Source organism: Ectobacillus ponti (assembly GCF_024294785.1).
Classification (GTDB): Bacteria; Bacillota; Bacilli; order Bacillales; family Bacillaceae_G; genus Ectobacillus; species Ectobacillus ponti.
Genome location: NZ_JANCLT010000017.1, coordinates 25,725 through 51,798 on the forward strand (window position 1 = coordinate 25,725; position 26,074 = coordinate 51,798).

Below are 26,074 nucleotides of genomic sequence, written 5' to 3' on the forward strand. Positions count from 1 at the left end.
TTCTTGCATGCTGCTTGGTTAATGCTTCAGGTGATCTTCTTGGTTAATCAAATGCTTGTATTTGGGATTCTGCGTCTGGACAAGGTGCAGCCGCTCACCATGCTGTGCAATCCACTTGGAAACGATCTGCTCCGTCATCTCGTTCCCGTGGTATTTGCCGACACGGGCATACGATGCTTCAAAATCGCTCCACAGCAGCTCCACCCAGGCGCGCGCCTGAGCATAGGACAAATGTTCATTCTTCTGCAGCAGTTCATTCGTTAATTTTTCAAAAAGGTCGTTCATTTTTCATGCCTCCTCTGACAGATTTTACGGCTTATGAGCCGGCAGTGTTTTGCACACTCTATAAGAGATACTTCAAGTATCAACTTTGGACAAGGGGGTTATCCGCTTGGGCAATTTCAAGGAATCGAACGTCAAGACTCATAACAATGCACGGATTGAGGAACGCGCCCGCGCCAAGAGCCGCTTCGCTTCTAAGCGCGCTGACGGTTCCATCAATACCCATCCACAGGAACGCATGCGTTATTCTTCATCCAGAAGAAATGAACTCTAAGCGAGGGGTGACTTGTAATGAGCTATCGTGATCAACTTGATGAACACTCTGGTTTATTTGTCCGTAATACTACACGCCGCAGGCACCAGAATTCCCAAGCAAACGGAGAAACCCGCGTGACGCAGACAGGCATCATCCTGCGCACCAACGCCAAAGCGCACCGTTGGTAACCCGAAAAGCGGAGCCGGCTCGTTCAGCTTGCTGAAGGGAGGTTCTGGCCCCTAAAAGGCGCTGTTTGCCTTTTTCCCGCTCTAACCATCCGTACGCCCTAAAGGGCTACGGCTGCTAAGAGCCCGATTGGCTCAGCTACTGTCTGCAAGAAAACCACTTGCAGACAGAGTTTCGCTGTAACGGGGGCAGGTTCTCCCTGGCCGCAAGCCAACCATAAAAGCCCGACACCGTACCGCAAAAACCAGAGAGATCAGCGTCTCTCTGGTTTTTTAAAGATAGAAATCGGAACGCCGATTTCCTCCCCCTGATTGTCGCTGCGATAGCCCCAGGCAAATACGCCGTTGAAATACGTGATGGTGAACTGAACGCCCGGTTCCTCTGTGATTTCATACGTTTCACCCACGGCGAACTGGCTCACGTCTGTCATATAGGCCTGCGCCATAATCATCTTGCGCGCCAGCACCTCGTACTCATTCGCCATGCCCAGCTGCTCTGCCTTGATGGCCTGCTCCTTCAGCCTTGCCACTTCCTCATGCAGCTCCCGCTCCGTCATTTCACTATAGCGCTTTGGCAGCTCCCTCATCATCCTGTATGCCCCCTTTATTCAATATTCTTATCTTGCAGGAATCGCTCAATTTCTTCAAGCGAAAACCCTTTGCGGTACAGCGCTGTTTTCATTTTCTGCTCATACTCCCATCCGCTGTACTTCTTATACTTTTCATGATACTTCCCCGCCTGATGCAGCAGCGCCTCATTTTGCTGCTCCTCATCCTTTTCCTCCTGCAGCTCCTCCATGCAAATGGAGATCACGCCGCGGTCGTAGCCCTTGCGCATCAGCATTTCCTCGAGCTTCTGCTTCTGTTGGATAAAGGAAAGCCTGCTGTAGCTTTTTCGTTTTTTTTCACAGAGCTGCACAGCGTTTCGGATTTGCTTCTCCTGCGGATATTCATGTAAACTATGGGTAATTACAGCAGGATCCACACCTTTTTCCTGCAGCTCGCGGCGAATGAGAATCGGCCCCTTCATCCCGACATTGCACTGCGTGCGCACATAAGCCAATGCATATTCCCGGTCGTTCAGATAGCCATCCGCATCCAATTTGCCGACTACCTCACCAATGATGGCTTGGCCGATTTCCTTGTCCTTCAGATGAGCAATTACCTCATGGCGGGTGCGCATTTGACGGGACAAATACTGGATGGCCTGCAGGTAGGCACGGCGGACTTCTTCATCATACAGAATTTCAGCCAAGCCCAATTCATCAAGCTCCATCCCTTTGCGCAGCTCATGCTTGATGAGAGTATTCTCATCCACACTGAAGCCGTATTCCTCTCCCGCACCTTTGTCTACAAAAATGCTGTAGCGCTCCTTGGAGTGCTTCTGCACCTGAATCTTTGTAATGATGGTCATGCTTCTCACCTCATGATTATTTTAGCATAGGCATCTCAAAACTGTTTTCTTTTCATATATATAAGTTAGGGAGGGATCCCCCTTGGAAATTGCCATTTCCGGAGGCACCGGTTTTATCGGAAAAGCCCTGTCCGCCCATCTTGCGGCACAGGGGCACACTGTCTACATTCTGACCCGCCACAGCGGCATCACATCAGCAAATCGCAACATTCAGTATTTGAAATGGAGCGCGCAAGATCCAGCCTTGCCAATCCGTTCTCTGGACGCCTTCATTAACTTGGCCGGCGAGCCCATTAACAGCGGTCGTTGGACTGAAAGCAAGAAGGCGCAAATCCTGAACAGCCGGGTGGATACAGTAAAGGGCATTCTGCGGCAGCTGCAGGCGTTGCCCAGAAAACCAAAGGTTTTTATCAACGCCAGCGCCATCGGATACTACGGTCCTTCGCCGGACAAAACCTTTACTGAGGATGACCGGAGGCCGGGCCATGACTTCTTGGCACAAACGGTTGTCCGCTGGGAAGAAGAAGCAGGGAAAGCAGAAGAAATGGGGATACGGACCGTGCTGACCCGTTTCGGCATCGTACTGGGCCAAAAGGGCGGCGCCCTGCCGCGGATCGTGCTGCCATATAAGCTGTTCATCGGCGGCACAGTCGGCTCAGGGCGGCAGTGGATGTCCTGGGTGCACCTGGATGATGTGGTCGGCATGCTGGCATTTGCACTCGAGAACGAAGCTGTGCGCGGGCCGCTAAATATAACGGCACCGGCGCCGGTTACCATGAAGGAATTTGGGCAAACTATCGCGAAAGTAATCCGTAGGCCACATTGGATTCCGGTTCCCGCCTTTGCGCTGAAGCTGCTGCTTGGCGAAATGAGCACCCTGGTGCTGGATGGCCAGCGGGTGCTTCCGGAACGGGCCGTGCAGCATGGATACGTACACAAATATCCAGACCTTCAGCAGGCGCTGCACAATATTTTGACGTAGCTAAGGGGTTTAGCATGAAATACTTATTTAAACAAGCAACTATATATCCAATCACAGCAGGAAACCTGCAAGGAGATTTGCTGGTGGAGGATGGGAGAATCAAAGCCGTCGCCCGGAATATTGAGGCGGCGGCGGACATGGAAATCATTGATGGCGGCGGCTTGCATTTGCTGCCGGGCTTCATAGACGTCCACACCCACCTCGGTTTGTATGATGAGGGAACAGGCTGGGCCGGCAACGATGCCAACGAAACCGTGGAGGTCCTGACACCTCACATCCGCTCGTTGGATGGCATCTATCCGCTTGACATCGGCTTTCAGGATGCTGTGCAGCATGGCATTACGACTGTCCATGTGATGCCCGGCAGCCAAAATGTCATTGGCGGCACCACTTGCGTTATTAAAACAGCCGGCAAAAATATTGCGAAAATGATGATTCAAGAGCCCGCAGGCTTGAAAATTGCGCTTGGCGAAAATCCAAAGCGTGTACATAGCCACGGGGCAAAGGATTCCATTACACGTATGGGCATTATGGGTATGCTGCGTGAAGCCTTTTATGAAGCGCAGCAATACGGCAACGAAGCAGATTTTCAGATGATCCCCATCCTGCGGGCGCTGAATCGTGAAATTCCCGTCCGCATCCACGCTCACCGGGCCGACGATATTCTTTCGGCTGTCCGCTTTGCCGATGAGTTCCATCTCGATTTGCGCATCGAGCATTGCACCGAAGGACACCTCATTGCCGAAGAACTGGCCGGCCGGAATCTGCAGGTTTGTGTCGGGCCGACACTCACCCGCCGATCAAAGGTGGAGCTGACCAACAAAACATGGAAAACGTATCAGGTGCTGGCTGAGCACGGCATTGATATTTCCATCACCACCGACCATCCATACACGCCCATTCAGTATTTGAACCTGTGTGCCGCCCTTGCCGTAAGGGAGGGGCTGGACGAAGAAACAGCACTAAGGGGCATCACCATTACCGCAGCCAAAAATCTGCGTATCCAGGACCGTGTCGGCAGCTTGGATCCCGGCAAGGATGCAGATCTTGTTCTGTGGACCCACCATCCGTTCCATTACCTGGCAAAGCCGATTTTGACCATGATTGACGGAAAAATCATTTACAGAAAAGACAAATAAAACTAGTTTCTTTTTTAAACACCATGAAGTATTATACGTATATATACCCAATATAAAAAACCATAGCCAACTTGTGTCCGCACATTGGTTAATGGGGAAGGCAAATGGTGAGCCACCAGCCCGTGCTGGTTCTAGTGGGTTCGATTCCCACCCCGAAATTTTTTGAGATTTATATAAAAATTTCGAGGGTGGGATGTACCATGCGTGCGTACTTGCCCTCGTATGCGAGGAGGATGCAGTATGTTAAAGAAACGCGACCTACAGGACTGTCATGTATTGTATGATTTAATGGTTCATCCGGATGTCTTCCCTTTTGTGCGTCAGAAGGCATCTTCTTACGATGAGTTTCTCTTTCTGACGAAGCAGACAATTGAGGCGGAAGAACGCGGCGAACTCATTTCCCGGACGATTACGGATGAATGGGGTGCCCCGATTGGCACTATTACATTGTTTGATATTGAAGACAATGCCGGATTTCTGGGCACTTGGCTCGGCAAGCCCTACCATGGGTGCGGCTATAACAAACCGGCGAAGGATGCTTTCTTCAGCGAGCTTTTCTATGAGCTCGGTATTGAAACCATTTTCATGCGCATTCGGAAGGTAAATGTAAGGTCTATTAAGGCTGCCCAAAAACTTCCGTATGTAGCACTTGCAAACGAGACACGCCCAAAAGTGTATGAGCAAATTAATGCCAACGGCGATATTTATAATCTGTACGAGATCTCCAAGGACCTCTATACGTTGCATACACTTCGCGAAGGCATGTTTCAGGAAGCGCATCATCAGTTAAAAGAAGCTTAAGAGTATACACCTCTCCGACATTGGCAAGTATAGTTAATGATTCTGTTGCGAGAGGTGTGGATAAACATGGAGAGCAGTAAGAGAAGACGCGAGAAATCAAGATCTAAGCTTTCTTCTACACAAGAGGTACTGTACCAGAGAGAGTTCAAAAAAGCAGATCGGGCTGCCGGCTACAAGACAACCGGGATTTGCTGAAAGCAGTCCCCCTTTCTCTCATGATTGAGGAAACGATTTCATATAAAAGAGACTTCTTCTGAAGAGAAGTCTCTTTTATTTTGCAGAAAACAGCCTGTTCTGTTCCCACATGTAAGAGTTTTGTGGATAATCTTGTCCACAAATTTTCAGAAAATGTGGACAAGTTTGTAGAACCTTATGATACAAGGCTGTGTATACAGGGAATCTGTTCACACTTTTGTGGATAAACTTGGATGTCATTGTGGATGATGTGGATATATCTGTTAATAACGGGGCTGCTTTAAAAAGAGCCTGTTCATAAAAAAGGAAGGAGCAAAACTGCGGGAATGATGCCCTTTCAGTTTCCTCCCTCTACATATGTGTGCGGGCCAAAGCCCGTACTGGCTGCTTATCTCCCTGCTCCGCCAAAATGGCTTCAATGATGCAAGAGGAGGACTTCGGACGATACAGTCTGTGCATTGCTTCCCGCATTTGCTGCAGCCTGCGATCATCCTCCAGCAGCGCCTTTGTCTGAGCAAATACCTCATCTTCCTCACGGATGACAACTGCAGCTCCCTCCTGCTCAAAGAACACGGCATTCTCATTCTCCTGGCCGGGAACCGGCTTATAGAGAATAACCGGCACCTGCAGGGCGATTGTTTCACTTAATGTAATGCCGCCGGGCTTCGTGATGAGACAGGCCGTGATGCGGAACAATTCGTCCAGATGCTCTATGTATCCAAACACCTGCAGGGCATCCCCATACTGTCCGCGCAATTGCTCCAGCTCGCTTCGCAGCTCTTCATTCTTGCCGCATACGACAGCCACCTGCACATCCGGCAGCTTGGCACAGGATTCGCACAGCTCTCTGACATTGCCGAGCACACCATGCGCCCCGGCTACAATCAGAAGCAGCTTTTTGTCGCGGTTTAATCTGTATTTTGCATAGATCGCATCCCGGTCAACAAGTCTTTCAAAGGATTCACGGATGGGAATGCCCGTTACCGTAATCCGGCTCCACGGCACACCTGTTTGCACCATTCGCTCCTTCACCTGGTCTGTTGCCACGAAATAGTGGTCCACGTGGTGATGAATCCAGATTTTGTGGAGACAGAAATCTGTCAGGACATTATATACCGGAATAGAAAAGCCAGTTTGCTTCTTCAGCTCCGGAACAGCAATGATTGGAAAAGTGTTGATTACGATATCAGGCTTTTCCTGCTGCAAGATGCTCTTCAGCCTCTTTCTGCCAAAGTTCGCGTACCATACGGCAATCTTCTTGTCGTAAATTTTCTCCACACCATAATAGAATAAACGGTATAATTCCTTACCGATTGTATAGCTCTTCAGATATAAATATTTAGTAATATCAGTAATAACCGGATGCGATTCCGCAAATAGGTCGCATACGATGACGTTTTGAATTCCTCTTTGCCGAAAGGCCTTCTCCAGTGTGTTTGCCACCTGCACATGACCGTTCCCGTAATGTGCGGTCAGTATAAGTACTTTTGGGGCATTGACCAAACAAATCCACTCCTAGCTTGTTCGTTTTCATATTACACATATGAAATACGGCTTTCTTCAATATTTTCATACGCTCCGGCATAGCGGCGGACACGTTGTGGATATGCAAACCGCATAGAGACCTGTTCATTCCCTGTTCACATCTTATCATTATACGTTTCACTTTCTTCTTCTGCAATGTACATTCTATTACATTCCATCATACTCACAGTATAACTGCTTCATGCTTTTCATGACATATTTTCCTCCGCCTTTGTTAGGAAGGAGCCTGCATGCTCTCTTATCATGTGTACTTCCTCTTCAGTATACTTGTTTCCTGCCGCTGCCTCTACCTTATAAACCATTTGTTTCCACAAAAATAGAATATTCTTCCTTATAGGAAACTGTTTTTTTTGGAGAAATGGTTACGTTTGTCCAAACATGCCACAGACACACGAAAAAGGATGTCCACTCCTCCGTTTTTCCTGCCGGTTCATGGACATCCTTCTCATTATTTTATTAAGCTTTTGTCAAAATACGCTTTGCAAGCTGAACACGCTCTTCTGCCGGCGGTTCAATGCCTTCAAGCGGATACTTCAGCCCCAACGCCTCCCACTTGTAAACGCCAAGCTTGTGGTATGGCAGAATTTCAATCTTCTCAACATTCTCCAGCGTCCCAATGAAGTCCGACAGCCGCTGTAAATCCGCCTCATCATCTGTCACACCGGGAACAAGCACATGGCGGATCCAAACCGGTTTTTTGATAGCAGACAGGTAGCGGGCAAAGTCCAGAATGTGCTCGTTTGGCTTGCCTGTCAGCTTGCGGTGCTTCTTGGAGTCAATATGCTTCAAATCGAGCAAAATCAAATCTGTGTACTGCATCAGCTCCTGCAGCTTGCGCTGGAACTCCGCATCCTCACTGTAGCAGCCGCCGGAGGAATCGATGGTTGTATGGATGCCGAGCTTCTTGCATTCCTTGAACAGCTCGAGCAGGAAATCCAGCTGCAGCAGCGGTTCGCCTCCGCTTACTGTGATCCCGCCGCCCGATGCTTCCATAAACGGCAGGTAGCACTTCACATCCTCCATGATTTCTTCCACAGTAACCTCTCTGCCCTTATTCAAATCCCATGTATCAGGATTGTGGCAGTACTGGCAGCGCAGCAGGCAGCCCTGCGTGAAAATAATATAACGGAGACCCGGTCCGTCCACAGTTCCGCATGATTCTACAGAGTGAATGCGTCCTTTCATGGCTGAAAACCCCTTTCTTAGAAGAGCAATCTCCCCTAAGAAGGGGAGACCGCTTTACATGCTTGCGTGCATGGTACGGTTAATGACGTCGATTTGCTGCTCGCGTGTCAGCTTGATGAAGTTGACTGCATAGCCGGATACGCGGATGGTCAGCTGCGGATACTTCTCTGGATGCTCCATTGCATCGAGCAGCGTATCACGGTTAAATACGTTAATGTTCAGGTGGTGGCCCTTCTTGGCTGCATAGCCGTCGAGCATCGCCACGAGGTTGCAGATCTGTGTTTCATCTTCTTTGCCAAGTGCCTTTGGAATGATGGAGAACGTATTAGAGATGCCATCTAACGCATGCTCGTACGGCAGCTTCGCTACGGACAGAAGAGATGCCAACGCGCCTTTTGTATCGCGGCCGTGCATTGGGTTTGCCCCCGGTGCAAATGGCTCGCCGGCGCGGCGTCCGTCCGGTGTGTTGCCTGTCTTCTTGCCATACACCACGTTGGAGGTAATGGTCAGGATGGACAGCGTATGCACAGAGCCTCTGTAAGTCGCATGCTTGCGCAGCTTTGTCATAAAGCTCTTCACAATTTCAACAGCAAGGCTGTCAACGCGGTCGTCGTTGTTGCCGTATTTCGGGAAGTCGCCCTCAATCTCAAAGTCAACGGCAATGCCGTTCTCATCACGAATCGGCTTCACTGTTGCGTACTTGATGGCGCTCAGCGAGTCGGCCACAACGGATAGACCAGCGATGCCGGTTGCCATGGTACGGATAATTTCTGTATCATGCAGCGCCATTTCAATGCGCTCATAGCTGTACTTGTCGTGCATGTAATGGATGACATTCAGTGTGTTGATATACAGTTCAGCCAGCCATTCCATGGTTGCATCGAACTTCTTCATGACCTCATCATAGCTCAGCACATCCGCTGTAATCGGTGCAAATTCAGGTGCTACCTGCATTTTGTACTTTTCATCCTTGCCGCCATTGATTGCATACAGCAATGCTTTTGCCAGGTTCGCACGGGCACCGAAGAACTGCATTTGCTTGCCGATGCGCATCGCGGATACACAGCAGGCAATGCCGTAATCGTCGCCATATTCAGGGCGCATGATGTCATCATTTTCGTACTGGATGGCAGAAGTCTTGATGGACATCTTCGCACAGTAGCTCTTGAAGCCTTCAGGCAATTGTGTAGACCAAAGCACAGTCAGGTTTGGCTCCGGAGCCGGCCCCAGGTTATCCAGCGTATGCAGGAAACGGAAGGATGTCTTTGTCACAAGCGGACGGCCGTCCAGTGCAATCCCGCCAATGGATTCAGTCACCCAAGTCGGGTCGCCGGAGAACAGTTCGTTGTAATCAGGCGTTCTCGCGAATTTTACAAGACGCAGCTTCATGACAAAGTGATCGACGATTTCCTGCGCCTCTGCTTCTGTGAGCGTACCGTTTTGCAGGTCGCGTTCCATATAGATATCCAGGAAAGTAGACGTGCGTCCCAAGCTCATCGCAGCACCATTCTGTTCTTTAATGGCTGCCAGGTAAGCAAAGTACAGCCACTGGAACGCTTCGCGCGCTGTTGTTGCCGGCTTGGAAATGTCGTAGCCGTAAGAAGCAGCCATTTGCTTCAATTCAGCAAGAGCACGGATTTGTTCGGAAATTTCTTCACGCAGACGAATGTTTGCTTCACTCATCGTCTTGCTTGTGGATTGCAAATCCTTCTTCTTTTCAGCAATTAAGCGATCCACACCGTACAGTGCCGCACGGCGATAGTCGCTGATGATGCGGCCGCGGCCGTAAGCATCAGGAAGGCCTGTGATGACACCGGATTTGCGCGCCGCCTTCATTTCATCTGTATAAGCATCAAATACACCTTGGTTATGTGTTTTACGGAAATCACGGAAGATGCGGCTGATTTCCTCATCCACCTGAAATCCGTAGGACTCACAGGACTGCTCGGCCATGCGGATTCCGCCGAATGGCTGCAGGGAACGCTTGAATGGCGCATCTGTTTGAACGCCAACCACTGTTTCCAGCTCTTTATTCAAGTAGCCAGGTCCATGAGATGTAATGGTGGACACAACCTTTGTATCCATATCAAGCACGCCGCCGTTTTCGCGCTCTTGCTTTGTCAGCTCCATCACCTGCGCCCATAGACGGTTTGTCGCTTCTGTTGCCGGCGCAAGGAATGTATCATCACCTTTGTATACCGTAATATTACTCAGGATAAAATCACGTACATCCACTTCATGTTTCCACTTCTCGCCCTTAAAACCTTGCCAAACATCCGTTGTTCTTTCCAGCACTTGTGTCATCTAAATCTCCTCACTTTCATTAATACAGAGACATTTCTTAAGATGTAACAGTTTCTATACATAGAATACTACGGATTTGAATTTTAGAAAGAGCACTTCTGTGACACATTTGTGAAAAAATGCACAGACAGAACTTAAACACCTTGCTATTACTGAATCAGATTTTATAGACGAAAACACTTAAACCTTACATAGCAATAATTGGCGCTAAATGAAAATGCTTTCAAAAATAACTGTGATAAACATCACACTTCATCTGTATTAATGAATCCGAAGGAAACTGTTATACATTTCTCTCCTTCAAGCCAGTTTCTTTGTATAACAGGGGCGGCAAGAAGCCTTCCTTGCTTGCCTTCACCTCTATTATAACCCGCGCACAAAAAAGAGGGATTCCCCCAAATATAGGAATCCCTCTTCATTTTAATTGGATTGGAACCGGACATAGCTTGGGCTTGCGCTGATGAACTGATTTGTTCCGACATTATACCAGCCGTCCTGCTCATAAAACACAACATACCGTTCTCCCTGATTGACAGTCTTCACAACGGGAGCATTGATGCTCGGGCCGGAGCGGACGTTCAGAGCTGTTGCCAGGATCGTGGCAACACCAATCCCGGCAGCATCCGCAGTGAAGCGGACAAATGTGGCACTCGCGCTGATAAATTGATTGCCGCCAACATTATACCAGCCGTTTTGTTCATAAAACACACGGTAGCGGTCACCTTGGCTTACCGTTTTTACAATCGGGAAATCAATTCCCGGACCGGAACGGACATTCAAGGAACTGGCTAAAATGGTGGCAGTCCCGACCCCCGGAGCGACCCCTGCCGGCGGTGTGCTCGGTGCTGCGGCCGGTGCCGGTGTTGCCGGGGCTGCGGCCGGGGCTGGTGTTGCCGGGGCAAAGCTTACGTAGGCCGGGTTGGCGCTGATAAACTGATTCGTTCCGACATTATACCAGCCATTCTGCTCCGCAAAGACGATATAGCGCCCATCCCGGCTCACTGTGCTTACGACGGGTGCATTAATGCTGGGTGCTGAACGGACATTCAAGGTGTCTGCCAGAATCGTGGCAACACCGATGCTGCCTGCCGGAGCCGGTGTTGGAGCTGTGGCTGGCGGTGCAGTCGCAGTCCCTCCCACGCTGCTGTTATATTCCTTCACCACATCATTAATTAACGTTTGGAAATTTCGGCCGGTCCGGCGCAGTGCATTGGATGGATCATCTCTTCTGCTCGGATCAAGCGTCTCATGGCCGATGATGGCTGTTGCCGGATTCAGGCCGAAGCGATAGCAGATGAAGGCCAGCAACCATACATACCGCCGATATGCTTCTTCATTATTAATGGAGCCATTATCAGAAAAGCATAGTTCCACGCCAATTGCTGCATCATTGGCATCAGCGCCGTATCGGGCATTGTCCCCTGTGACGTCATAACGGACATGCCAAGCCTTTTCAGGTGTTCCTGTCAAAGCCGGAATACACTCAATAATCTCACGGTCATCGACGAATAGATGGGCAGAGGCGCTGAGATCGTTGCGGGAGCTTTCATAATATCTGACATTGGCTGCGGCAGTCGCATTGGGGTTTCCTGTATCATGCGCGACAATAAAGCGAATTTGATTCGCCCGTGTGCCTGAACGGCGTTGGCTTGGTGCCGTCAAGTAACGTGCAATAACTGCGTATTTCATTGCAAAAGCCATGGATACATTCCTCCTTCAAAATAGTTCCGTTCCTTGCAGAACGTATCTGCCTTATATATAAAGAAAAATTGCTGCAGATGGTGAAAGAAAGGGGCGGGAGAGAAATAAAATATCTGACATGAGAGAGAACGGTTCCTGCTATGCAATATATACAGGGAACCGAAAAAGTGTGCAGACAGATGTAAAAATGAATGGCTGAGACAACCAACCTGTTTGCTGCTTCAGCTGTTCCCCTATACAAACACGCTTCAGCTTAATCATTTTCGCGTCAGCCTGTCTGGTTATACAGGAGCACTTGCATGGCGGATTGCCTTGCCCATGCATGATGTACAGACAGAAGTCTCACTCTATAGAAGGAAGACAGAAAGGAGAAGGTCAGCTATGCGAAAGACAAAGATTGTATGCACAATCGGACCTGCCAGCGAGCAGCCGGAGATGCTGGAGCATCTGCTTGAGGCCGGCATGAATGTGGCCCGGCTCAATTTCTCTCACGGAACACATGAAGAGCACGGAGCAAGGATACAAGCCATTCGCGCCGCTGCGGCCAAGACAGGCACACAGCCGGCCATCCTGCTGGATATTAAGGGCCCGAAAATCCGGACCCATGATTTCGCCGGGGGACAAGCAGAGCTGCGTGACGGGGCAGCCGTAAGCGTCTCTATGGAGGAGGTGCTGGGCACAGCGGAACGATTCTCTGTTACATATGAAGGGCTGTATGAGGATGTGGAGGTCGGCTCACGCCTGCTGATAGATGATGGCTTAATGGAGCTTGAGGTGACAGGAAAAGAAAATGGCGAGCTGCAAACGAGGGTGATTCACGGCGGCATCATCAAAAATCATAAAGGAATCAACGTGCCAAATGTGAAAATCCGGCTTCCGGGCGTGACTGAGAAGGATGCGCTGGATATTGCATTTGGGGCGGAGCAGGGAGTGGATTTTGTCGCTGCATCCTTCGTCCGTAAAGCCACTGACATTCTGGAAGTAAAACATATCCTCGCGGAGCATGGCGCGTCTCACGTGCCGGTCATTGCCAAGATCGAGAGCCAAGAGGGTGTCGAGAATGTCGAACAGATTCTGGAAGTGGCGGATGGAATCATGGTAGCCCGCGGCGATATGGGAATTGAAATTGCAGCAGAAGAAGTGCCCATCATCCAGAAGCGGCTGATCCGTGCCTGCAATGCGGCCGGCAAGCCTGTCATCACGGCCACACAGATGCTGGATTCCATGCAGCGGAACCCGCGCCCGACACGTGCCGAGGCTTCCGATGTGGCCAATGCCGTGCTGGACGGGACCGATGCCATTATGCTGTCAGGAGAAACCGCAGCAGGCCAGTACCCATTGGAATCTGTTCAGATGATGAACCGGATTGCCTCCCGCACCGAACAGTCGCTCCGCTATGAGGAGCTGCAGCGGGAACGGATGCGGATGCACCGTGATGAGACAACTGAAATCATCGGACAGGCGGCTACCCACACAGCTCTCGTATTGGATGTAACAGCCATTTTGGCGCCGACAGCCAGCGGCTATACAGCCCGGATGATTTCCAAATACCGGCCGCAGTCGCCTATTTTCGCTGTGACCTGCCGCGATTATGTCATGCGGCAGCTTTCCCTTATCTGGGGTGTATACGCCCTGTATTCAGATGACATCCAAACAACTGATGGAATGCTGAAAAGTGCGGTGCAGGCTGCAGAAGCAGCCGGGCATATCCAGGCAGGGGACACTGTCATTATCACGGCAGGAGTGCCGGTGGGCCAAACCGGAACGACAAACCTGATGAAAATCCAAGTAGTCGGAGAGTAAAGCTTCCTGAAAGCAGACCAAGGAGATGGCCCCAAAGCCATCTCCTTTTATACCTCGGATAGAGGATTGGGAACCCGTACATACTGATAGGCCTTTCCCTCCCGCAGACGCATAGTCAGCAGTGCCTTATAATCCATCTCGTCCGCAAAAAAGGCCGCTGAATCCTCAGCTGCCGCTTCCGGATGGGTAACGGACAAATTTTGGAAAATACGAAGGCCCTCCTCTTTTACAATAGCCCAGAGTCCGCTCTCCTCCAGCCCGCCATGCTTGCAGAGCAGATAAATGATTTCCCCCAAATGGTTTTGGACAACTGTATACAGCACCTTATTCTGCATCTCACGCACATCTGCAGCGACAATTTGGGAGCCGGGATAAAACTGCGGATGTAAGCCGGCCGCCTGCATACGCTCCTTATAAAGGCGCGCGCCGCCCCAATCCCGGAACAGCATCCGTACCGGGCAGCCATTTCGAAATACGGGGATGACATTTTGCATATGCCCCTCAATCCCGATGCCGTATTTCACCATTAGCGTCATGGCTCCGTCCAGCAACAGCCGTGCATATTGATTGAACCATTCAGCCGGGCCGCCTTGCTCCTCCTGCTCGTACAAAGCAAGAAAATCAAGCAGAAGCGGGTGCCCGCCAGCAAGGGACTCATGGTAGAGAGCTGTGCCGACAACAGCCAGCTCGCCCGCCCGCACCGCCTCCTCCGCCCGCTGCCGCAGCACGTAGGACAGGTTGCGCCGCTTTCCTTCATCCGTACTGCGGAAGCTCCCTCCTTCCAGCTCATACAATGGCTGAAACAGCTGCTGCAGCTCCGGCTCCCGCTCCATCACCTTCCGCAGCATGGCAGTGAATGCAGCGGCATTGTTCGCTGTTTGCGGCGAGATGGACCGGATCGTGGATGTCATTTGGCTGTGTACGGCAGTTTTAATGGCAGCCTTCTCTGTTTCCACGGTGCGGAAGGAGGAAGTGGCTGCCCCCGGCAGCGTGATGCCATTAAGCAGAACGAGAGTCTGCGCCTGCAGCTCTTCCTGATATAGCTGCGGCAAAATGTGCTCCCACTGCCATGGATGAACAGGGACAGGCACATATTGAGCAGGGTGGAGACCAGCATGGCCCAGCTCTTGGATAAAGGCAGCCTGTATATCCGGGTACAGGGAGAAGAGCAGCTCATCTCCGACGCTGTTGCGTTCAGCATAATCCCGATGCAGTGCCGCAACACGAAGCAGCACGTCCCCTTGAAACTCAGGCGCATACTGCCATACATCCTCAGGCCGCATGCCCAGCTTTGTTTTGGCGCATGGATGGAGGTTGTGGCCTGTGACACAAAGCTGTTCAAAACAGATTGGATCTGTCCCCAACTGCTCCTGTCTGCCTTTCCTCTCCTCCCAATAGGCATAGGAAAGAGCCAGGTTCGCACTGCTGTTCTCCAATTCCTCCCGCAGCTTTTGAAATCCCGGCCGCTCAGGAAGATACCCGAACAGCTCAGCAATGGTCTCAATCTCGCGCAGTTCTCCGGATTTGTCTGTAACCAAACAAGACATATCCGCTCTTTGAAAGCCATATACCTTTTGCAAACAGAGGAACAGATGGTCTCCCACCTTCCGGACATCCCCCGGCTGGTCCTCCAGTTCCCATTGTGCGGAAGCAGTGCGCCAGCCCAGCACATCCTCGCGCCAGAAGGAGACAAACAGCTTCCGCATTGTATCCGTACGGGCGCGCTGTATACATGCTTCGTAGCGCTGCACGAGGTGAGGTGCTTCGCGCTCCAGCAGCTCCCGGACACGGGCCTCTTCGCTTGTCAGCTTTTCTGTTATCGGTGCCGTCATCTCAACTCTGCTCCTCCCAGCGGATTTCTTACCTTGGAAAAGGTATAATCGGTCACATCGCCGCGCAGGCGCATGGTAACCATTGCCTTTAAGTCCATATATGGAGCAAACAATGCCGCCTCATCCGCCTCAGCCTGTTCACGGATATGCGCATCCAGCTTCAAATTCTCATATACCCGGCGGCAAACTGCAGCAACCTCGCGCCATAGGACATGCTCCGGGACATCCGTTTCCCGGACCAAGGAAGCGATGAGCTCGCCAAAGTGGTTTTGAAACACCGGATAAAACATCTTATTGCGTAAATCCGTCACATCATCCGCCTCGATGGCAGACCCTGCATACACCTGCATGGAGACGCCTTGGCGCTCCATCCGCTCCCTTGCCATACGGACACCGCCGAAATCCCGGACCAACAGCCTTGTTGCCCGGCCGCCACGGAAAGCGGCAATGCAATTCTGCAGATGACCCTCCATGCTGATGCCGTATTTGCTCATACAGGTCAAGAGCGGCGGCAGGCACACTTCTGCATAGTGCTTGACAAAGGCAGACACTGCTTCGGCAGCAGCATGGCCGCTTTCCGCCTCTATCAGCTCCACCGCCACTGTCTTTCCGCTAAAGGGAGAGCGTGCCAGGAGAGCAGCGGCAGGCATCATGATTTCCCCGTCCTCCAAGTACCATTCCGGATTTTCCCGCAGCAGGCCCGCTGCATTTTTTTGCAGGATGAATGACTGCTCCGCCGTGCCTTCCTGCGGCGCAAAATACACACCTGCCTGCTCCTCCAGAATGCGGAAGCGCCCGCCGAAATAATGCTCCCGCTGCTGCACCTCACGCACAATGCGGGACAGCAGCGGCCCGTTGTGCACCGACTGCGGTGACACCGTACGCACAGCACCCGTCATCTGCACATTCACTGCAGTTTTGAAATGCCTGTGCTCCCGCTGCAGGGGCGCCAATGACCGAAAAGACATAAGGGGAGCAACCGGAAGCGTTGCGTCCTCCAAGAGGATGACCTCCCTCTTCTTTAGCGCCTCTGCATACAATGCGGGAATCGTGTGCTCCGCCTGCCAAGGGTGCAGCGGGAGCAGCTCGTATTCCTCGGCCCGCAAGCCTGCCCGCGCAAGCTCGCTCCTCACAGACCCACGCAAAAATGGATATTCCTCATATAGCAGTTCGGTTATGCTCTTCTCGTCCGCAGAGACAAGCACTGCCCGCGAAGAGTGAATAGCCGCCAATCTGGCGGAAAAGCGCACGCCCCATTCCGGCGAGTAAGCGGCAACCTCTTCAGGCTTCATGCCCATTTTAATTTTTGCGCCAGGGTGCAGCGGATGGCCTTCCACAACGAGCTGCTCATAAAAGATGAGAGAGCTGTCCTTATGCTGCCGCAGCCACTCCATCGTTGTCCCGGCTTCACCGGACATGGCGGCAAAGCGTTGGGCAACCTCTTCCCGCACCATTATGTAATTCTCCACACTGTTCTGCAGCTCTTCGCGAAAGCGTTCATAGCGGCTGTCATCTGCAATCCAGCCCTTCTCCCTCATGAACTGCAAAAACGCCACAGGGTCGCCATGCTCCGCCACATCAAAACGGCCAAAGGAAAAACGCCTGGCCACCGGAATGTCCAGCATACGCTCCCCCGTTGAGATTTTCAGAGAATGCTCCGTTTGCCGTACCTGTTCGGGCGGCACAAGCTGTTCCCGGACCGCCGCCTGCACAAGCCGCTGAAAAATTGTCATCGTCCCACGCTCCTCTTTATTACGTTATGCCTGCGCACGAAAAAAGCGAACCTCATACAGTGGGGTTCGCTTCGTATCATACGTTATCCTTTTTTCAGGCTGTTCTTGTAGGTTTCCTTCACTACAGCCAAATCCTCTGCGCCAACTTCATGCTCATTGATATCATGCTCCACCATGGAGCCATGAGGCGGCTGCGGTGCTTGAGGCTCATGCCCCTTCTTTTTATTATGAAATGCTTTCCCTCTTCCCATAATACCCCTCCTTCGCGCTGATTTGCAACAGCCTGTTGGGCTGTTTGTCTCTTGCTAGTATGTGAAGCGCCGCGGAGAACTATGTCTATTTCCAAGGAAATTTCTTGTCAACTTCTGTCATTGAGATGTATATTATCTTTATATTATAATATAAAAAAGACTTGAGAGGAGTATGCCCTTTGCGAAGAACACTCACCTGGCAGCTGGGAAGCATTATTGTCGGCGTCATTCTTGCATCCCTGCTCATTATGTCCCTGTCCATGTATAAGACGGCCTACGACAAAATTTATGAAGCAGCCGGCATTGAAGCCTATGGCTGCGCCAACATTACAACCGGCCTGCTGGCTCCGGCAGATATAGAGAAAATGCTGAAGGGCGACAAAGGCGTTTCAGAACGCGTCAGCGGACAGCTGAACTGGACAACCAATCACAAAGCCATTTTTGAAACACAATACATCCTGGATATGGACGGAAACATTCTGGCGCTGGATCAGCATCTGCAGGAGAAAGGCTTTCAGGCTGGTGACCGCTTCTATGTGGATAAGGAAGCAATCGCCATGCTGAAGAGCATGAAGCACCCGGCGTACTCCAAGATATATGAGTATGGCGGAATGAGCCGGCTGTCCGGCTATGCGCCTATTTTTAAAGACAATGATTCCTCTAAAGACATCATTGCCATCAGTGTGATTGACTTTGACGGCAGCATTGTCAAAAGCCGCACTTGGGATGTGATTCAGAACGGCCTGCTTATGGGTTTGATTCCGATGACAGCAGCCTCCTTTCTCACAGTCTTTCTCATTCGCCGCCGCACGAAGCCGATCTCTGCCCTCATTCAGCGTGCCCGGCAGGTGGCGGAAGGGAATTTGTCGCTGGAGCCGTTGGCCGTTTCCAGCAAGGATGAAGTGGCTGACTTGGCACACACCATCCATATCATGACTGAAAATCTGCGTGAGATGATTGCTGCGCTGCAGCGTACTTCCGCGAGCCTGAATGAGAATGCCCATAACACCTCTACTTCCTTGCAGGAAATGAATATCGCCATCCAGCAGGTTTCCCAAAGCATGGAGGAGGTGGCCGCGGAAACCGAGAGCGGGACTGTCCATGCAGGTGAGGCGGCACAGGCTCTTGGAAGCCTGGCGCAGCTGATCGACCGGGCCATGGAGAAAACAAATCAAAGTGTGCAGGCAGCCGGAACAACCACTGCCGCTGCCGACCAGGGGATGGAGAAGGTACATGAGACCATTTCCAAAATGGCGCAAATCCGCACATCTGCCGCTGAGACAGAACAGACTGTCCAGGAGTTGAACCGGTATGCGACGGAAATTCAAAGCATCACCGGAACAATTGCCCGCATTGCTTCACAGACGAATCTCCTGGCCCTCAACGCTTCCATTGAAGCCGCCCGTGCCGGTGAGCATGGCAAAGGCTTCGCTGTGGTGGCAGATGAGGTGCGCAAGCTGGCTGAACAATCCAATGCGGAGGTCCAGGAGGTTGAAAAGCTGGTTGGGAAGATCTCGGACAGCATCCGCAATACGGTACAGAGTCTTGCTGCCAGCCTCCAAAGTGTGGCACAAGGGGAAAGAACCGTGCAAGAAACAGGGACTGCCCTTCAGGACATCCGGCAGGCCATCCGGCAGACTGTTCAGGATATACAGGATATCGCAGGCCTGACCCGCGAAGAGGCTGACACCTCCTCCCGCCTGGTATCCCTTGTCCATGATTTGAGTGAAGCCATCCATCATATGTCCGCCAACGCAGAGGAGGTATCTGCCGCAGCGGTGGAAACATCTGCTTCCATTGAAGAAGTGGCCGGCAGCTCACAAGAAACTAGCTCGTTGGCACAGGAGCTGAACCGCATCATCAAGCGCTTTACTTTATAAAAAACTGAGACCCCTACTGAAAGCCCTGCGGAATTCAGTAAGGGTCTCTTTTGCATACGCCGAACAAACTTATTGGCCAGCCTCTCTTAATTTACTTGGTTATCGGCCACCTCATCCGCCGCAAAGCGGGCCACCACCAGAATTTCTGTCTTTTCCCCGGTCCCAAACAGCTTGGCGGAAAGAGTCGTCCTTCGACTTTTACCCGTTTTTGTCAAGAAAATGGTTTGAAGCTCTGTTTCTCCCTCTTTCATTGGAAAATCCCATGTGAAAAGGCGGCCCATTGATGGCCGCCCAGCCTTAATTTTTGTGAAGCTTCTCCTCAGCTGCCCGCATTTTGATATCCAATGCACGACCCAAATTGATGTACATGCTGTTCTCCGATTCCTCAATCTCCTTTTGGAACTTGATGAGGAAGGAGGCCAGCTCCTGCTCCTTGTCCCGTCGCTGTGCAGGCGACAGCTGCGCCACAAGCCCCAGCATATCCGGCAGATCCTTCGTCAGAAACATCTCCAGCTTATGCTGCTGCTCATACAAGCGCCGCTCCCGGTAGAACGGGATGCTTTGCAGGACAGAAGCAACCATGCCTGTGATGGTTTCCTGCAAGGCCGGATTCACCAGCCTCTGCTGCTTCGCGATATATTGCAGCGTTTCTCCGTACTCCTCGTAAAAGTATAACGAATAAAAGTCTAAGTCCGGCTTCTTTGCAGGGCTGCGGTACTCCTCATCCAAGTAAGAGCGGACGACGAGCGCCGTCCGCTCCAGCTCCTCCTTCGAGAAGCTTTTTTTGTGCTTCACCGTGTGATGCAGCCGTTTCTGGTCCTGCTTCGGCAGCGCCGCGAGCACATACTCCCGCATCCGCTCATCTGCGGCACAGAATAAAGCTGCCAGCGCCCCAGTTTCCTGCCGCCCCTTCTGATGCAGCCAGCGCCGGAACTCCGGATGCTGCGAAAATTCCTGCAAAAAGGGCACAGATGTGTGCGGCAGACGGTGCAAGGAGTCAGAGGCCCGCTTGTACGGCTGCTTCCATGATAGAAACAGCTTGCGGCCGACAAAGAATGCCAGCCCAAGAGCACTTAGACCAAGCAATATGATAACTGCCAGTGCCGTCAACAGAAAAGATAGAATGTCCACTTTTCACCCTCCATTGCTGATTCCTATTTTGCCGCCTGCTGAATCAGCTTTCGCTTCATCTCATCATTGAAGGAATCCAGCTCCTTGACAAAGCTTTTGCTGGATTGGATAATCCGCTCAGTGGATTCCTCAGATGCTTGAATGGCCGCGAACACGTTTTGGAACGACTCGCGCAATTTGTCCATGCCGATTGCCGGATTTTCCAGCAGTCTTGTTGTTTCCTCTGTATTCTGCTTCAAAGCGCGGGAATTGCTGACCAGCATTGTCTCAATTGCATCGTTTGTCGCATTCACCGCATCAATGCTCTTTCGTTGGTTTGACAGAGCCAATTGAATGGAAGCGGACACCGTTACGACATTTTGGGTCATCGTCACCGCATTGCGGATCGCCTCCAGCAGCTTGTCGTTGTTTTTCCGGATGATATCAATAGAAGCAATGGATTGAAGCAAGATGCTTTTTGCCTGCTGCATGTTGCGCGTCCGGACAAGCACCTTTTCCAAAGCATCACTGATAAGCGGCCGGTCCTTTTCGCGCTCCGGCTTCTGCCGCTCCTCCTCCAGCATCTCGGCCAGCTTGCGGCCGAAGTATACCTGCTTATCAAGCGCCTGAATTTTCTGCAGCGATTGCTCCTTCAGCATCTGCAGGCCGACACTGTCCTCCTGCAAATTGTCCCGGCCCACAAGCAATGATTTAATAATGGACTCAATTTGCTTATCGACAGACTGGTATTTATGCATGTAGGACTCCAGCGGATTCTTGCGGAACAGCTTATATATGGCCCGCTTCATGCCGGATGCCTGCATGGAGTTCGGATCCAGCATGGATACCGTCTTCCGCAGCTCCAGCAGCGTCTTGGGAATCTCATCGTGCTTGCCGTTCATCATGGCTGTCACCGGGCTTTTCAATGCGGCCATTGTTTCGCCGGCTTCCCGCTGCTCCTTATCTCCGAGCGAAGACAGCTGGGCCAGCACGTGAGACAGGTCTGCACTATGCTCGCTCGTCAGCTTCTGCACGTACTGATCTGCTTCCTTGCTCAGCTCCGCCAATTCCTCTTCTCTAATAATCGTATCTCCCGCCGCCTGCAAATCCTCCTGCGGCGTTGTGAATAGCAGCTGTTTTTGTTCCACTGTGCTCACTCCCTCATCTCAGGCTTTCTATTACACGGTGTTGCCACACAGCTTCAAATCTATTCACACTGTGCTTATCCTTATTTTACCTGATGAGCAATCTAAATACCATATTTTACTATATAAAGCAAGTTATTGAACTGAATTTGTGAAAAAGAAAGATGATTTTCCTCCTTCCCTCATATACATATACAAAGCGAAAGGCAGCTGCACATAAAGAGAGACCTGCTGCCCATTCTCAAAAAGGGGTGATGCTTTATTAACCAATTCCCAAATTACTGTGAGCTGTACCTGAAGCTGCCTGTCCCCATCGGTGCACATGATCATGCCTCTCTCCTCGAAACCTTCCCTTCTGATGAGCTCAACAGCTTTACCCATTGGATTATTGCCATAGAGGGCTGTCCGGAAGAAGGACGAACAGACGTGCTGAACTGGAAGCTGTTCATTTTTCCAGCCCGCGCCGATGGCACCTTCCAGTATGCAAATGCTTTATTCCCGCCTTCGTGCTACCCGACCATGGAAGCCGCCTGGGAGCCGGCAGCCGCTTTGGCCCGGCAAGCCCGGGAAGACCAGCTTGTCACCTCCGCCGCCGTGGCAGCCAATTAAAACAGGCCCGGCACTGCCGGCAGCCTCTTTTTGCCCCCACTCGTGAAAACACACACACAAGTTGCTAACTCTTACGATTGACGGACAAGCCTTTCTTTTCCTCTATTCTTATATTCCCTCCTGTACAAGCTTCTTTTTTGGTATAGGTCAAAATTGCTGTTTAAGACAAAAAGGGCTGATGCGAATCAGCCCTTTCCCCGTTATCCCAGCCGGAACACGACACCGTGCCCGCCTTTCGGATATTCCCATTTGATATTCTGATACGGACAGCCGATGCGGCAGCTGCCGCACTCATGGCAGCCCTCATAGCCGACATGCATCCGTGTGCCTTCCCATTTATATACTTCCCCCGGACAGAACAGCGTGCAATATTTCTCCTTGCACTTCGTTTGGCAGATGTCATGATCCAACACCGTGAGATGTGATTGCTTGTCAGCCTTAAACCGAACCAAATATTGCTTTTCCTCGATCGTCTGTGCCTTCATTTCATCACCTTCCATGCGCGGTATAGGTCCTTCATGACCGTGAATGTACCCTTCTCGCCCGTAATGGACTTCATGATGTCACGTTGCTTGTCGCGCTTTGGCGTGCCGTCAACTGTGAAGAACTTGCTGGCGGCCTTGTTCAGCATCGGCACATACTCGCGGAAATATTGCGGATTGTGCTCAAACGTATGCGCCGCATCCTTATACTTTTTCAAATCCTTCACAATAAAGCTCTCATGCAGCAGCTGACGATAGTGGTCGAGCGTTGCTTCCGAGAAGTCGCCGCGGTTCTTCGCCCGCACGATCGTCTCAGCAGCCATCCGGCCGGAGGACATTGCCATGTTGGAGCCTTCACGGTGAATGGCGTTGACCAGTTGGGCCGCATCTCCGACAACCAGCACACCATTGCCTGCCACCTTTGGCATGGCGTTATAGCCGCCCTCTGGAATTAAGTGCGCCAAGTACTCCGCAGACTCGCCGCCTGCAAGATACGGCTTCACCATCGGGTGCGTCTTCAAATAGTCCAGCAGCTCATACGGCTTCAGCTTTGCCTTCATCATGCTGGACAGCGTTGTGCCGACCCCGATATTCAGACTGTCCTTGTTGGTATACAGGAATGCCGTCCCCAGATTGCCTCTTGTGGAGTCGCCCAGAATTTCCACCGTACAGCCCTGGCCATCCTCCAAATTGAAGCGGGAGTTAATGACATCCTTTGGCATGTTGATGACTTCCATGACCGCCAGCGCCACTTCATCCGGCTTCAGCTCCCGGCGGAAGCCCAGCTGCTTTGCCAGCAGGGAATTTACCCCGTCAGCGAGTACAACCACGTCCGCGTATACTTCCCCGTTCGGGCGGTCAGTGCGCACCCCAATCACTCTGCCATCTTCTACAATGCATTCCGTAACCACTGTTTCATTGATCAGAAGAGTGCCGGCCTCGACAGCCTTCTGCGCAAACCACTGGTCGAACTTGGCACGCAAAACCGTGAAGTTGTTGTAGGGCTCCTCACCCCACTCCAGCCCCTTATAACCGAACGTCACCATCGACTCCGGCGCCATAATCCAAAAACGCTGTTCAATGACGGTGCGCTCAAGCGGCGCTTCTTCCCAAAAATTCGGAATGATTTCCTCCATTTGCTTCCGGTACAGGACACCGCCCATGACGTTTTTACTGCCCGGATATTCCCCCCGCTCCATCAGGAGGACATTCAGACCGTTTCTCGCACAGGTCAAAGCACAGGCTGTGCCGGCCGGACCGGCACCGACTATAATTACATCAAACTTCTCCGACATTATCGACTCACCGCCTTCTCGCGCAATGCACTCCGGAATCCTTCAATCAGCATCGGCACAATTTCCATCGCGTCACCCACAATGCTGTAGGTGGCCACATCAAAAATAGGCGCATTCGGATCCTTGTTGATGGCAATAATCATTTCCGAGTTCTTCATGCCGACCACATGCTGGATCGCGCCGGAAATCCCAATGGCAAAGTACAGCTTTGGCGTGACGGTTTCACCAGTCTGCCCAACCTGCTGCTCATGCGGCAGCCAGCCTGCCTCCACCACATCACGGGTGCCGCCGACACTGCCGCCGAGCACCTCCGCCAGCTGATGGATGAGCTGGAAGTTCTTCTCGTCACCCATTCCTTTGCCGCCGGCCACAATAATATGGGCATCCTGCAGGGCGGCCTTCTTGCTTGTTTCTTTTACAATCTGCAGAATTTTCGTCCGCATGTCCTCTTCATACAGCTCAATATCTTCCTTCACCAAACGGCCTGTTCTGCCCGGCTGCGGCTTTAAAGCCTGCATCACCTTCGGGCGGACAGTCGCCATTTGCGGGCGGTGGTTTTTACATAAAATCGTTGCCATAATATTGCCGCCGAATGCCGGGCGGCTTGCTTCCAGCAGCCGGTTTTCCACATCGGCATCCAGCATGGTCGTGTCCGCCGTCAGCCCAGTGTTCAAGTCTGTCGCGACGGCACTTGCCAAATCCTTGCCGTTCGGCGTTGCCCCGTACAGGAAAATTTCCGGCTTATATGTCTCACTCAGCTGCATGACGCCCTTCATATATGATTCTGTCCGGTAATCCTTCAGCACCGGATGGTCAATCATGTATACCTCGTCAGCACCGTATTCAAATACGGTTGTGCAAAGCGCCTCAACCTCATACCCAAGCAGAACCCCGGCCAATGGCACCTCCAGCTTATCCGCCAGCTTGCGGCCGGCGCCAAGAAGCTCCAGCGACACCTCTTCAATGACGCCGTCGCTTTGTTCTATGAAGACCCATACTCCTCTATGCTCCATCGCCAAAACCCCTTTATCGTTCATTGACGTTCCAAACTTGACTTTGCTCCACCACACAGGCAATCAGCTGCTGCACCTGCTCTGCGGTTGTTCCCTCGAAGCGCTTGCCGCCCTCCAGCTTGGGCGGGGTGAACATCTTGCCGACGATGGTTGGCGAGCCCTTCAAGCCCAGCTGCTTCCGGTCCACATTCTCAAAATCATTGACACTCCAAATGATAGGCTCATAGCGTGCGGCCCGAAGCATATTTGGCAGCGGCGCATATTCAATCTCGTTAATCTCCTTTTCCACTGTCAGCAGGCAAGGTGTATCCACCTTCAGCAGCTCATAGCCGCGGGCCAGCTTCCGCTTCAGCACAATTTTCCGTGCCTCTGCATCCACTTCGGACACGCCGATGACGTTTGTCACCGGTGGAATATCGAGACGTCGGGCCACACCCGGCCCAACCTGCCCTGTATCGCCGTCAATGGCATGCTTGCCGCAAATGACGAGGTCAATCGGCTGCTCCTTCGCAATTTTTTCAAGCGCCTTCGACAGCGCATAGCTGGTGGCCAGCGTATCCGCACCCGCAAAGGCTCTGTCCGTAATGAGATAGCCCTGATCTGCACCGATTTCCACGCTCTTTTTAATGACCTCGGCAGCTTGCGGCGGACCCATGGACAGCACAGATACCGTGCCGCCGTATTTCTCCTTCAGCTTGACGGCTTCCTGAACAGCGTGGGCATCGTATGGATTTAAAATGGCCGGAGCGCTCCGGCGGTCCAGTGTATTTGTTTTTGGATTGATCTTGATGATTTTCGTGTCGGGGACTTGCTTGACACAAACGACGATATGCATGCGTTGTCTCACTCCTTTTTCCGAGACTCTATTGCACTGTAATATAATGAAATGATGGGGAAGGCTGTTTCTATTAACTTGTATATGAGTGCACAAA

The 26,074-nt window shown here is 51.7% G+C and carries 25 protein-coding genes and 1 pseudogene; 9 read left to right on the top strand and 17 right to left on the bottom strand.

The window, feature by feature from the left end; all coding sequences use genetic code 11:
- Positions 1-18 precede the first annotated feature (18 nt).
- A complete protein-coding gene (locus NK662_RS20890; RefSeq protein WP_254760909.1) occupies positions 19-285 on the bottom strand; it encodes a YfhJ family protein in 267 nt (88 codons plus the stop codon).
- A 106-nt stretch (positions 286-391) separates the two neighbouring features.
- On the opposite strand from NK662_RS20890, the gene sspK reads away from it, so the two are divergent.
- Together sspK and NK662_RS20900 are read left to right on the top strand one after the other, a co-directional pair.
- The gene (gene sspK / locus NK662_RS20895) at positions 392-556 is read left to right on the top strand and encodes a small, acid-soluble spore protein K (RefSeq protein WP_254760910.1); all 165 of its coding nucleotides are present in this window, start codon (positions 392-394) and stop codon (positions 554-556) included.
- 17 nt (positions 557-573) lie between these two features.
- Complete coding sequence (locus NK662_RS20900; RefSeq protein ID WP_254760911.1) at positions 574-726, top strand: YpzG family protein; 153 nt, start codon at positions 574-576, stop codon at positions 724-726.
- 251 nt (positions 727-977) lie between these two features.
- Here NK662_RS20900 and NK662_RS20905 read toward each other — a convergent pair whose 3' ends face one another.
- Entirely contained in the window at positions 978-1,310 is a 333-nt protein-coding gene (locus NK662_RS20905) for a YfhH family protein (RefSeq protein ID WP_254760944.1), read from the bottom strand.
- Positions 1,311-1,327: 17 nt separating this feature from the next.
- Positions 1,328-2,137 (bottom strand): recombination regulator RecX, encoded by an 810-nt coding sequence (recX, locus tag NK662_RS20910; protein ID WP_254760912.1) that lies wholly within the window; start codon positions 2,135-2,137, stop codon positions 1,328-1,330.
- 82 nt (positions 2,138-2,219) lie between these two features.
- Here recX and NK662_RS20915 point away from each other — a divergent pair, with 82 nt between their 5' ends.
- The 4 genes from NK662_RS20915 to NK662_RS20930 all read left to right on the top strand — a co-directional run bounded on the left by NK662_RS20915 (position 2,220) and on the right by NK662_RS20930 (position 5,254).
- Positions 2,220-3,119 carry a TIGR01777 family oxidoreductase gene (locus NK662_RS20915; protein WP_254760913.1) on the top strand — a complete coding sequence of 300 codons (900 nt, stop codon included), beginning with the start codon at positions 2,220-2,222 and terminating at the stop codon, positions 3,117-3,119.
- 14 nt (positions 3,120-3,133) lie between these two features.
- Positions 3,134-4,258 carry an amidohydrolase gene (locus tag NK662_RS20920; RefSeq protein ID WP_254760914.1) on the top strand — a complete coding sequence of 375 codons (1,125 nt, stop codon included), beginning with the start codon at positions 3,134-3,136 and terminating at the stop codon, positions 4,256-4,258.
- 240 nt (positions 4,259-4,498) lie between these two features.
- On the top strand, positions 4,499-5,059 hold the full coding sequence (locus NK662_RS20925) for a GNAT family N-acetyltransferase (RefSeq protein ID WP_254760915.1): 561 nt from the start codon (positions 4,499-4,501) through the stop codon (positions 5,057-5,059).
- Between the two features lie 66 nt (positions 5,060-5,125).
- On the top strand, positions 5,126-5,254 hold the full coding sequence (locus tag NK662_RS20930; RefSeq protein ID WP_254760916.1) for a YfhE family protein: 129 nt from the start codon (positions 5,126-5,128) through the stop codon (positions 5,252-5,254).
- Between the two features lie 351 nt (positions 5,255-5,605).
- Here the strand turns inward: NK662_RS20930 and NK662_RS20935 are convergent, their stop codons facing one another.
- The 4 genes from NK662_RS20935 to NK662_RS20950 all read right to left on the bottom strand — a co-directional run bounded on the left by NK662_RS20935 (position 5,606) and on the right by NK662_RS20950 (position 11,989).
- On the bottom strand, positions 5,606-6,757 hold the full coding sequence (locus tag NK662_RS20935; RefSeq protein ID WP_254760917.1) for a diglucosyl diacylglycerol synthase: 1,152 nt from the start codon (positions 6,755-6,757) through the stop codon (positions 5,606-5,608).
- A 498-nt stretch (positions 6,758-7,255) separates the two neighbouring features.
- Positions 7,256-7,984 (bottom strand): pyruvate formate-lyase-activating protein, encoded by a 729-nt coding sequence (gene pflA / locus NK662_RS20940; RefSeq protein ID WP_254760918.1) that lies wholly within the window; start codon positions 7,982-7,984, stop codon positions 7,256-7,258.
- 54 nt (positions 7,985-8,038) lie between these two features.
- Positions 8,039-10,288 carry a formate C-acetyltransferase gene (pflB, locus tag NK662_RS20945; RefSeq protein ID WP_254760919.1) on the bottom strand — a complete coding sequence of 750 codons (2,250 nt, stop codon included), beginning with the start codon at positions 10,286-10,288 and terminating at the stop codon, positions 8,039-8,041.
- A 420-nt stretch (positions 10,289-10,708) separates the two neighbouring features.
- Complete coding sequence (locus NK662_RS20950; protein WP_254760920.1) at positions 10,709-11,989, bottom strand: N-acetylmuramoyl-L-alanine amidase; 1,281 nt, start codon at positions 11,987-11,989, stop codon at positions 10,709-10,711.
- A gap of 381 nt (positions 11,990-12,370) precedes the next feature.
- On the opposite strand from NK662_RS20950, the pseudogene pyk reads away from it, so the two are divergent.
- Positions 12,371-13,789: pseudogene (gene pyk, locus NK662_RS20955) on the top strand (pyruvate kinase); the annotation flags it as partial.
- Positions 13,790-13,839: 50 nt separating this feature from the next.
- On the opposite strand, the gene NK662_RS20960 reads toward pyk, so the two are convergent.
- From NK662_RS20960 to NK662_RS20970, 3 genes are all read right to left on the bottom strand, one after another.
- Positions 13,840-15,624: an IucA/IucC family protein gene (locus NK662_RS20960; protein ID WP_254760921.1), complete on the bottom strand. Its 1,785-nt coding sequence runs from the start codon at positions 15,622-15,624 to the stop codon at positions 13,840-13,842.
- Positions 15,621-17,357 (bottom strand): IucA/IucC family protein, encoded by a 1,737-nt coding sequence (locus NK662_RS20965; RefSeq protein WP_254760922.1) that lies wholly within the window; start codon positions 17,355-17,357, stop codon positions 15,621-15,623. The genes NK662_RS20960 and NK662_RS20965 overlap by 4 nt, the downstream gene beginning before the upstream one ends.
- Positions 17,358-17,440: 83 nt before the next feature.
- Positions 17,441-17,608 carry a hypothetical protein gene (locus NK662_RS20970; protein WP_254760923.1) on the bottom strand — a complete coding sequence of 56 codons (168 nt, stop codon included), beginning with the start codon at positions 17,606-17,608 and terminating at the stop codon, positions 17,441-17,443.
- Between the two features lie 179 nt (positions 17,609-17,787).
- Between NK662_RS20970 and NK662_RS20975 the strand changes: the two genes are divergently transcribed.
- Complete coding sequence (locus NK662_RS20975) at positions 17,788-19,488, top strand: methyl-accepting chemotaxis protein (protein WP_254760924.1); 1,701 nt, start codon at positions 17,788-17,790, stop codon at positions 19,486-19,488.
- Positions 19,489-19,574: 86 nt separating this feature from the next.
- Here NK662_RS20975 and NK662_RS20980 read toward each other — a convergent pair whose 3' ends face one another.
- Genes NK662_RS20980 through NK662_RS20990 form a run of 3 tightly spaced genes read right to left on the bottom strand, consistent with a single transcriptional unit; the run spans position 19,575 to position 21,746 of the window.
- Complete coding sequence (locus NK662_RS20980; protein WP_254760925.1) at positions 19,575-19,739, bottom strand: hypothetical protein; 165 nt, start codon at positions 19,737-19,739, stop codon at positions 19,575-19,577.
- 46 nt (positions 19,740-19,785) lie between these two features.
- Positions 19,786-20,619, bottom strand: coding sequence for a DUF3974 domain-containing protein (locus NK662_RS20985; protein WP_254760926.1), 834 nt, complete (start codon positions 20,617-20,619; stop codon positions 19,786-19,788).
- Positions 20,620-20,642: 23 nt separating this feature from the next.
- Positions 20,643-21,746, bottom strand: coding sequence for a toxic anion resistance protein (locus tag NK662_RS20990; protein ID WP_438503647.1), 1,104 nt, complete (start codon positions 21,744-21,746; stop codon positions 20,643-20,645).
- 423 nt (positions 21,747-22,169) lie between these two features.
- Between NK662_RS20990 and NK662_RS20995 the strand changes: the two genes are divergently transcribed.
- Positions 22,170-22,352: a hypothetical protein gene (locus NK662_RS20995; protein ID WP_254760928.1), complete on the top strand. Its 183-nt coding sequence runs from the start codon at positions 22,170-22,172 to the stop codon at positions 22,350-22,352.
- Positions 22,353-22,552: 200 nt separating this feature from the next.
- Here NK662_RS20995 and NK662_RS21000 read toward each other — a convergent pair whose 3' ends face one another.
- The 4 genes from NK662_RS21000 to NK662_RS21015 are packed head-to-tail and all read right to left on the bottom strand — an operon-like array spanning position 22,553 to position 25,977.
- Positions 22,553-22,852, bottom strand: a complete 300-nt coding sequence (locus tag NK662_RS21000; RefSeq protein ID WP_254760929.1) for a ferredoxin family protein — start codon at positions 22,850-22,852, stop codon at positions 22,553-22,555.
- Positions 22,834-24,129, bottom strand: a complete 1,296-nt coding sequence (locus tag NK662_RS21005) for an FAD-dependent oxidoreductase (RefSeq protein ID WP_254760930.1) — start codon at positions 24,127-24,129, stop codon at positions 22,834-22,836. Before NK662_RS21005 ends, NK662_RS21000 begins: the two co-directional genes overlap by 19 nt.
- Positions 24,129-25,142, bottom strand: a complete 1,014-nt coding sequence (locus NK662_RS21010) for an electron transfer flavoprotein subunit alpha/FixB family protein (RefSeq protein ID WP_438503648.1) — start codon at positions 25,140-25,142, stop codon at positions 24,129-24,131. The genes NK662_RS21005 and NK662_RS21010 overlap by 1 nt, the downstream gene beginning before the upstream one ends.
- Before the next feature lie 13 nt (positions 25,143-25,155).
- Positions 25,156-25,977, bottom strand: coding sequence for an electron transfer flavoprotein subunit beta/FixA family protein (locus tag NK662_RS21015; protein WP_254760931.1), 822 nt, complete (start codon positions 25,975-25,977; stop codon positions 25,156-25,158).
- Positions 25,978-26,074 lie beyond the last annotated feature (97 nt).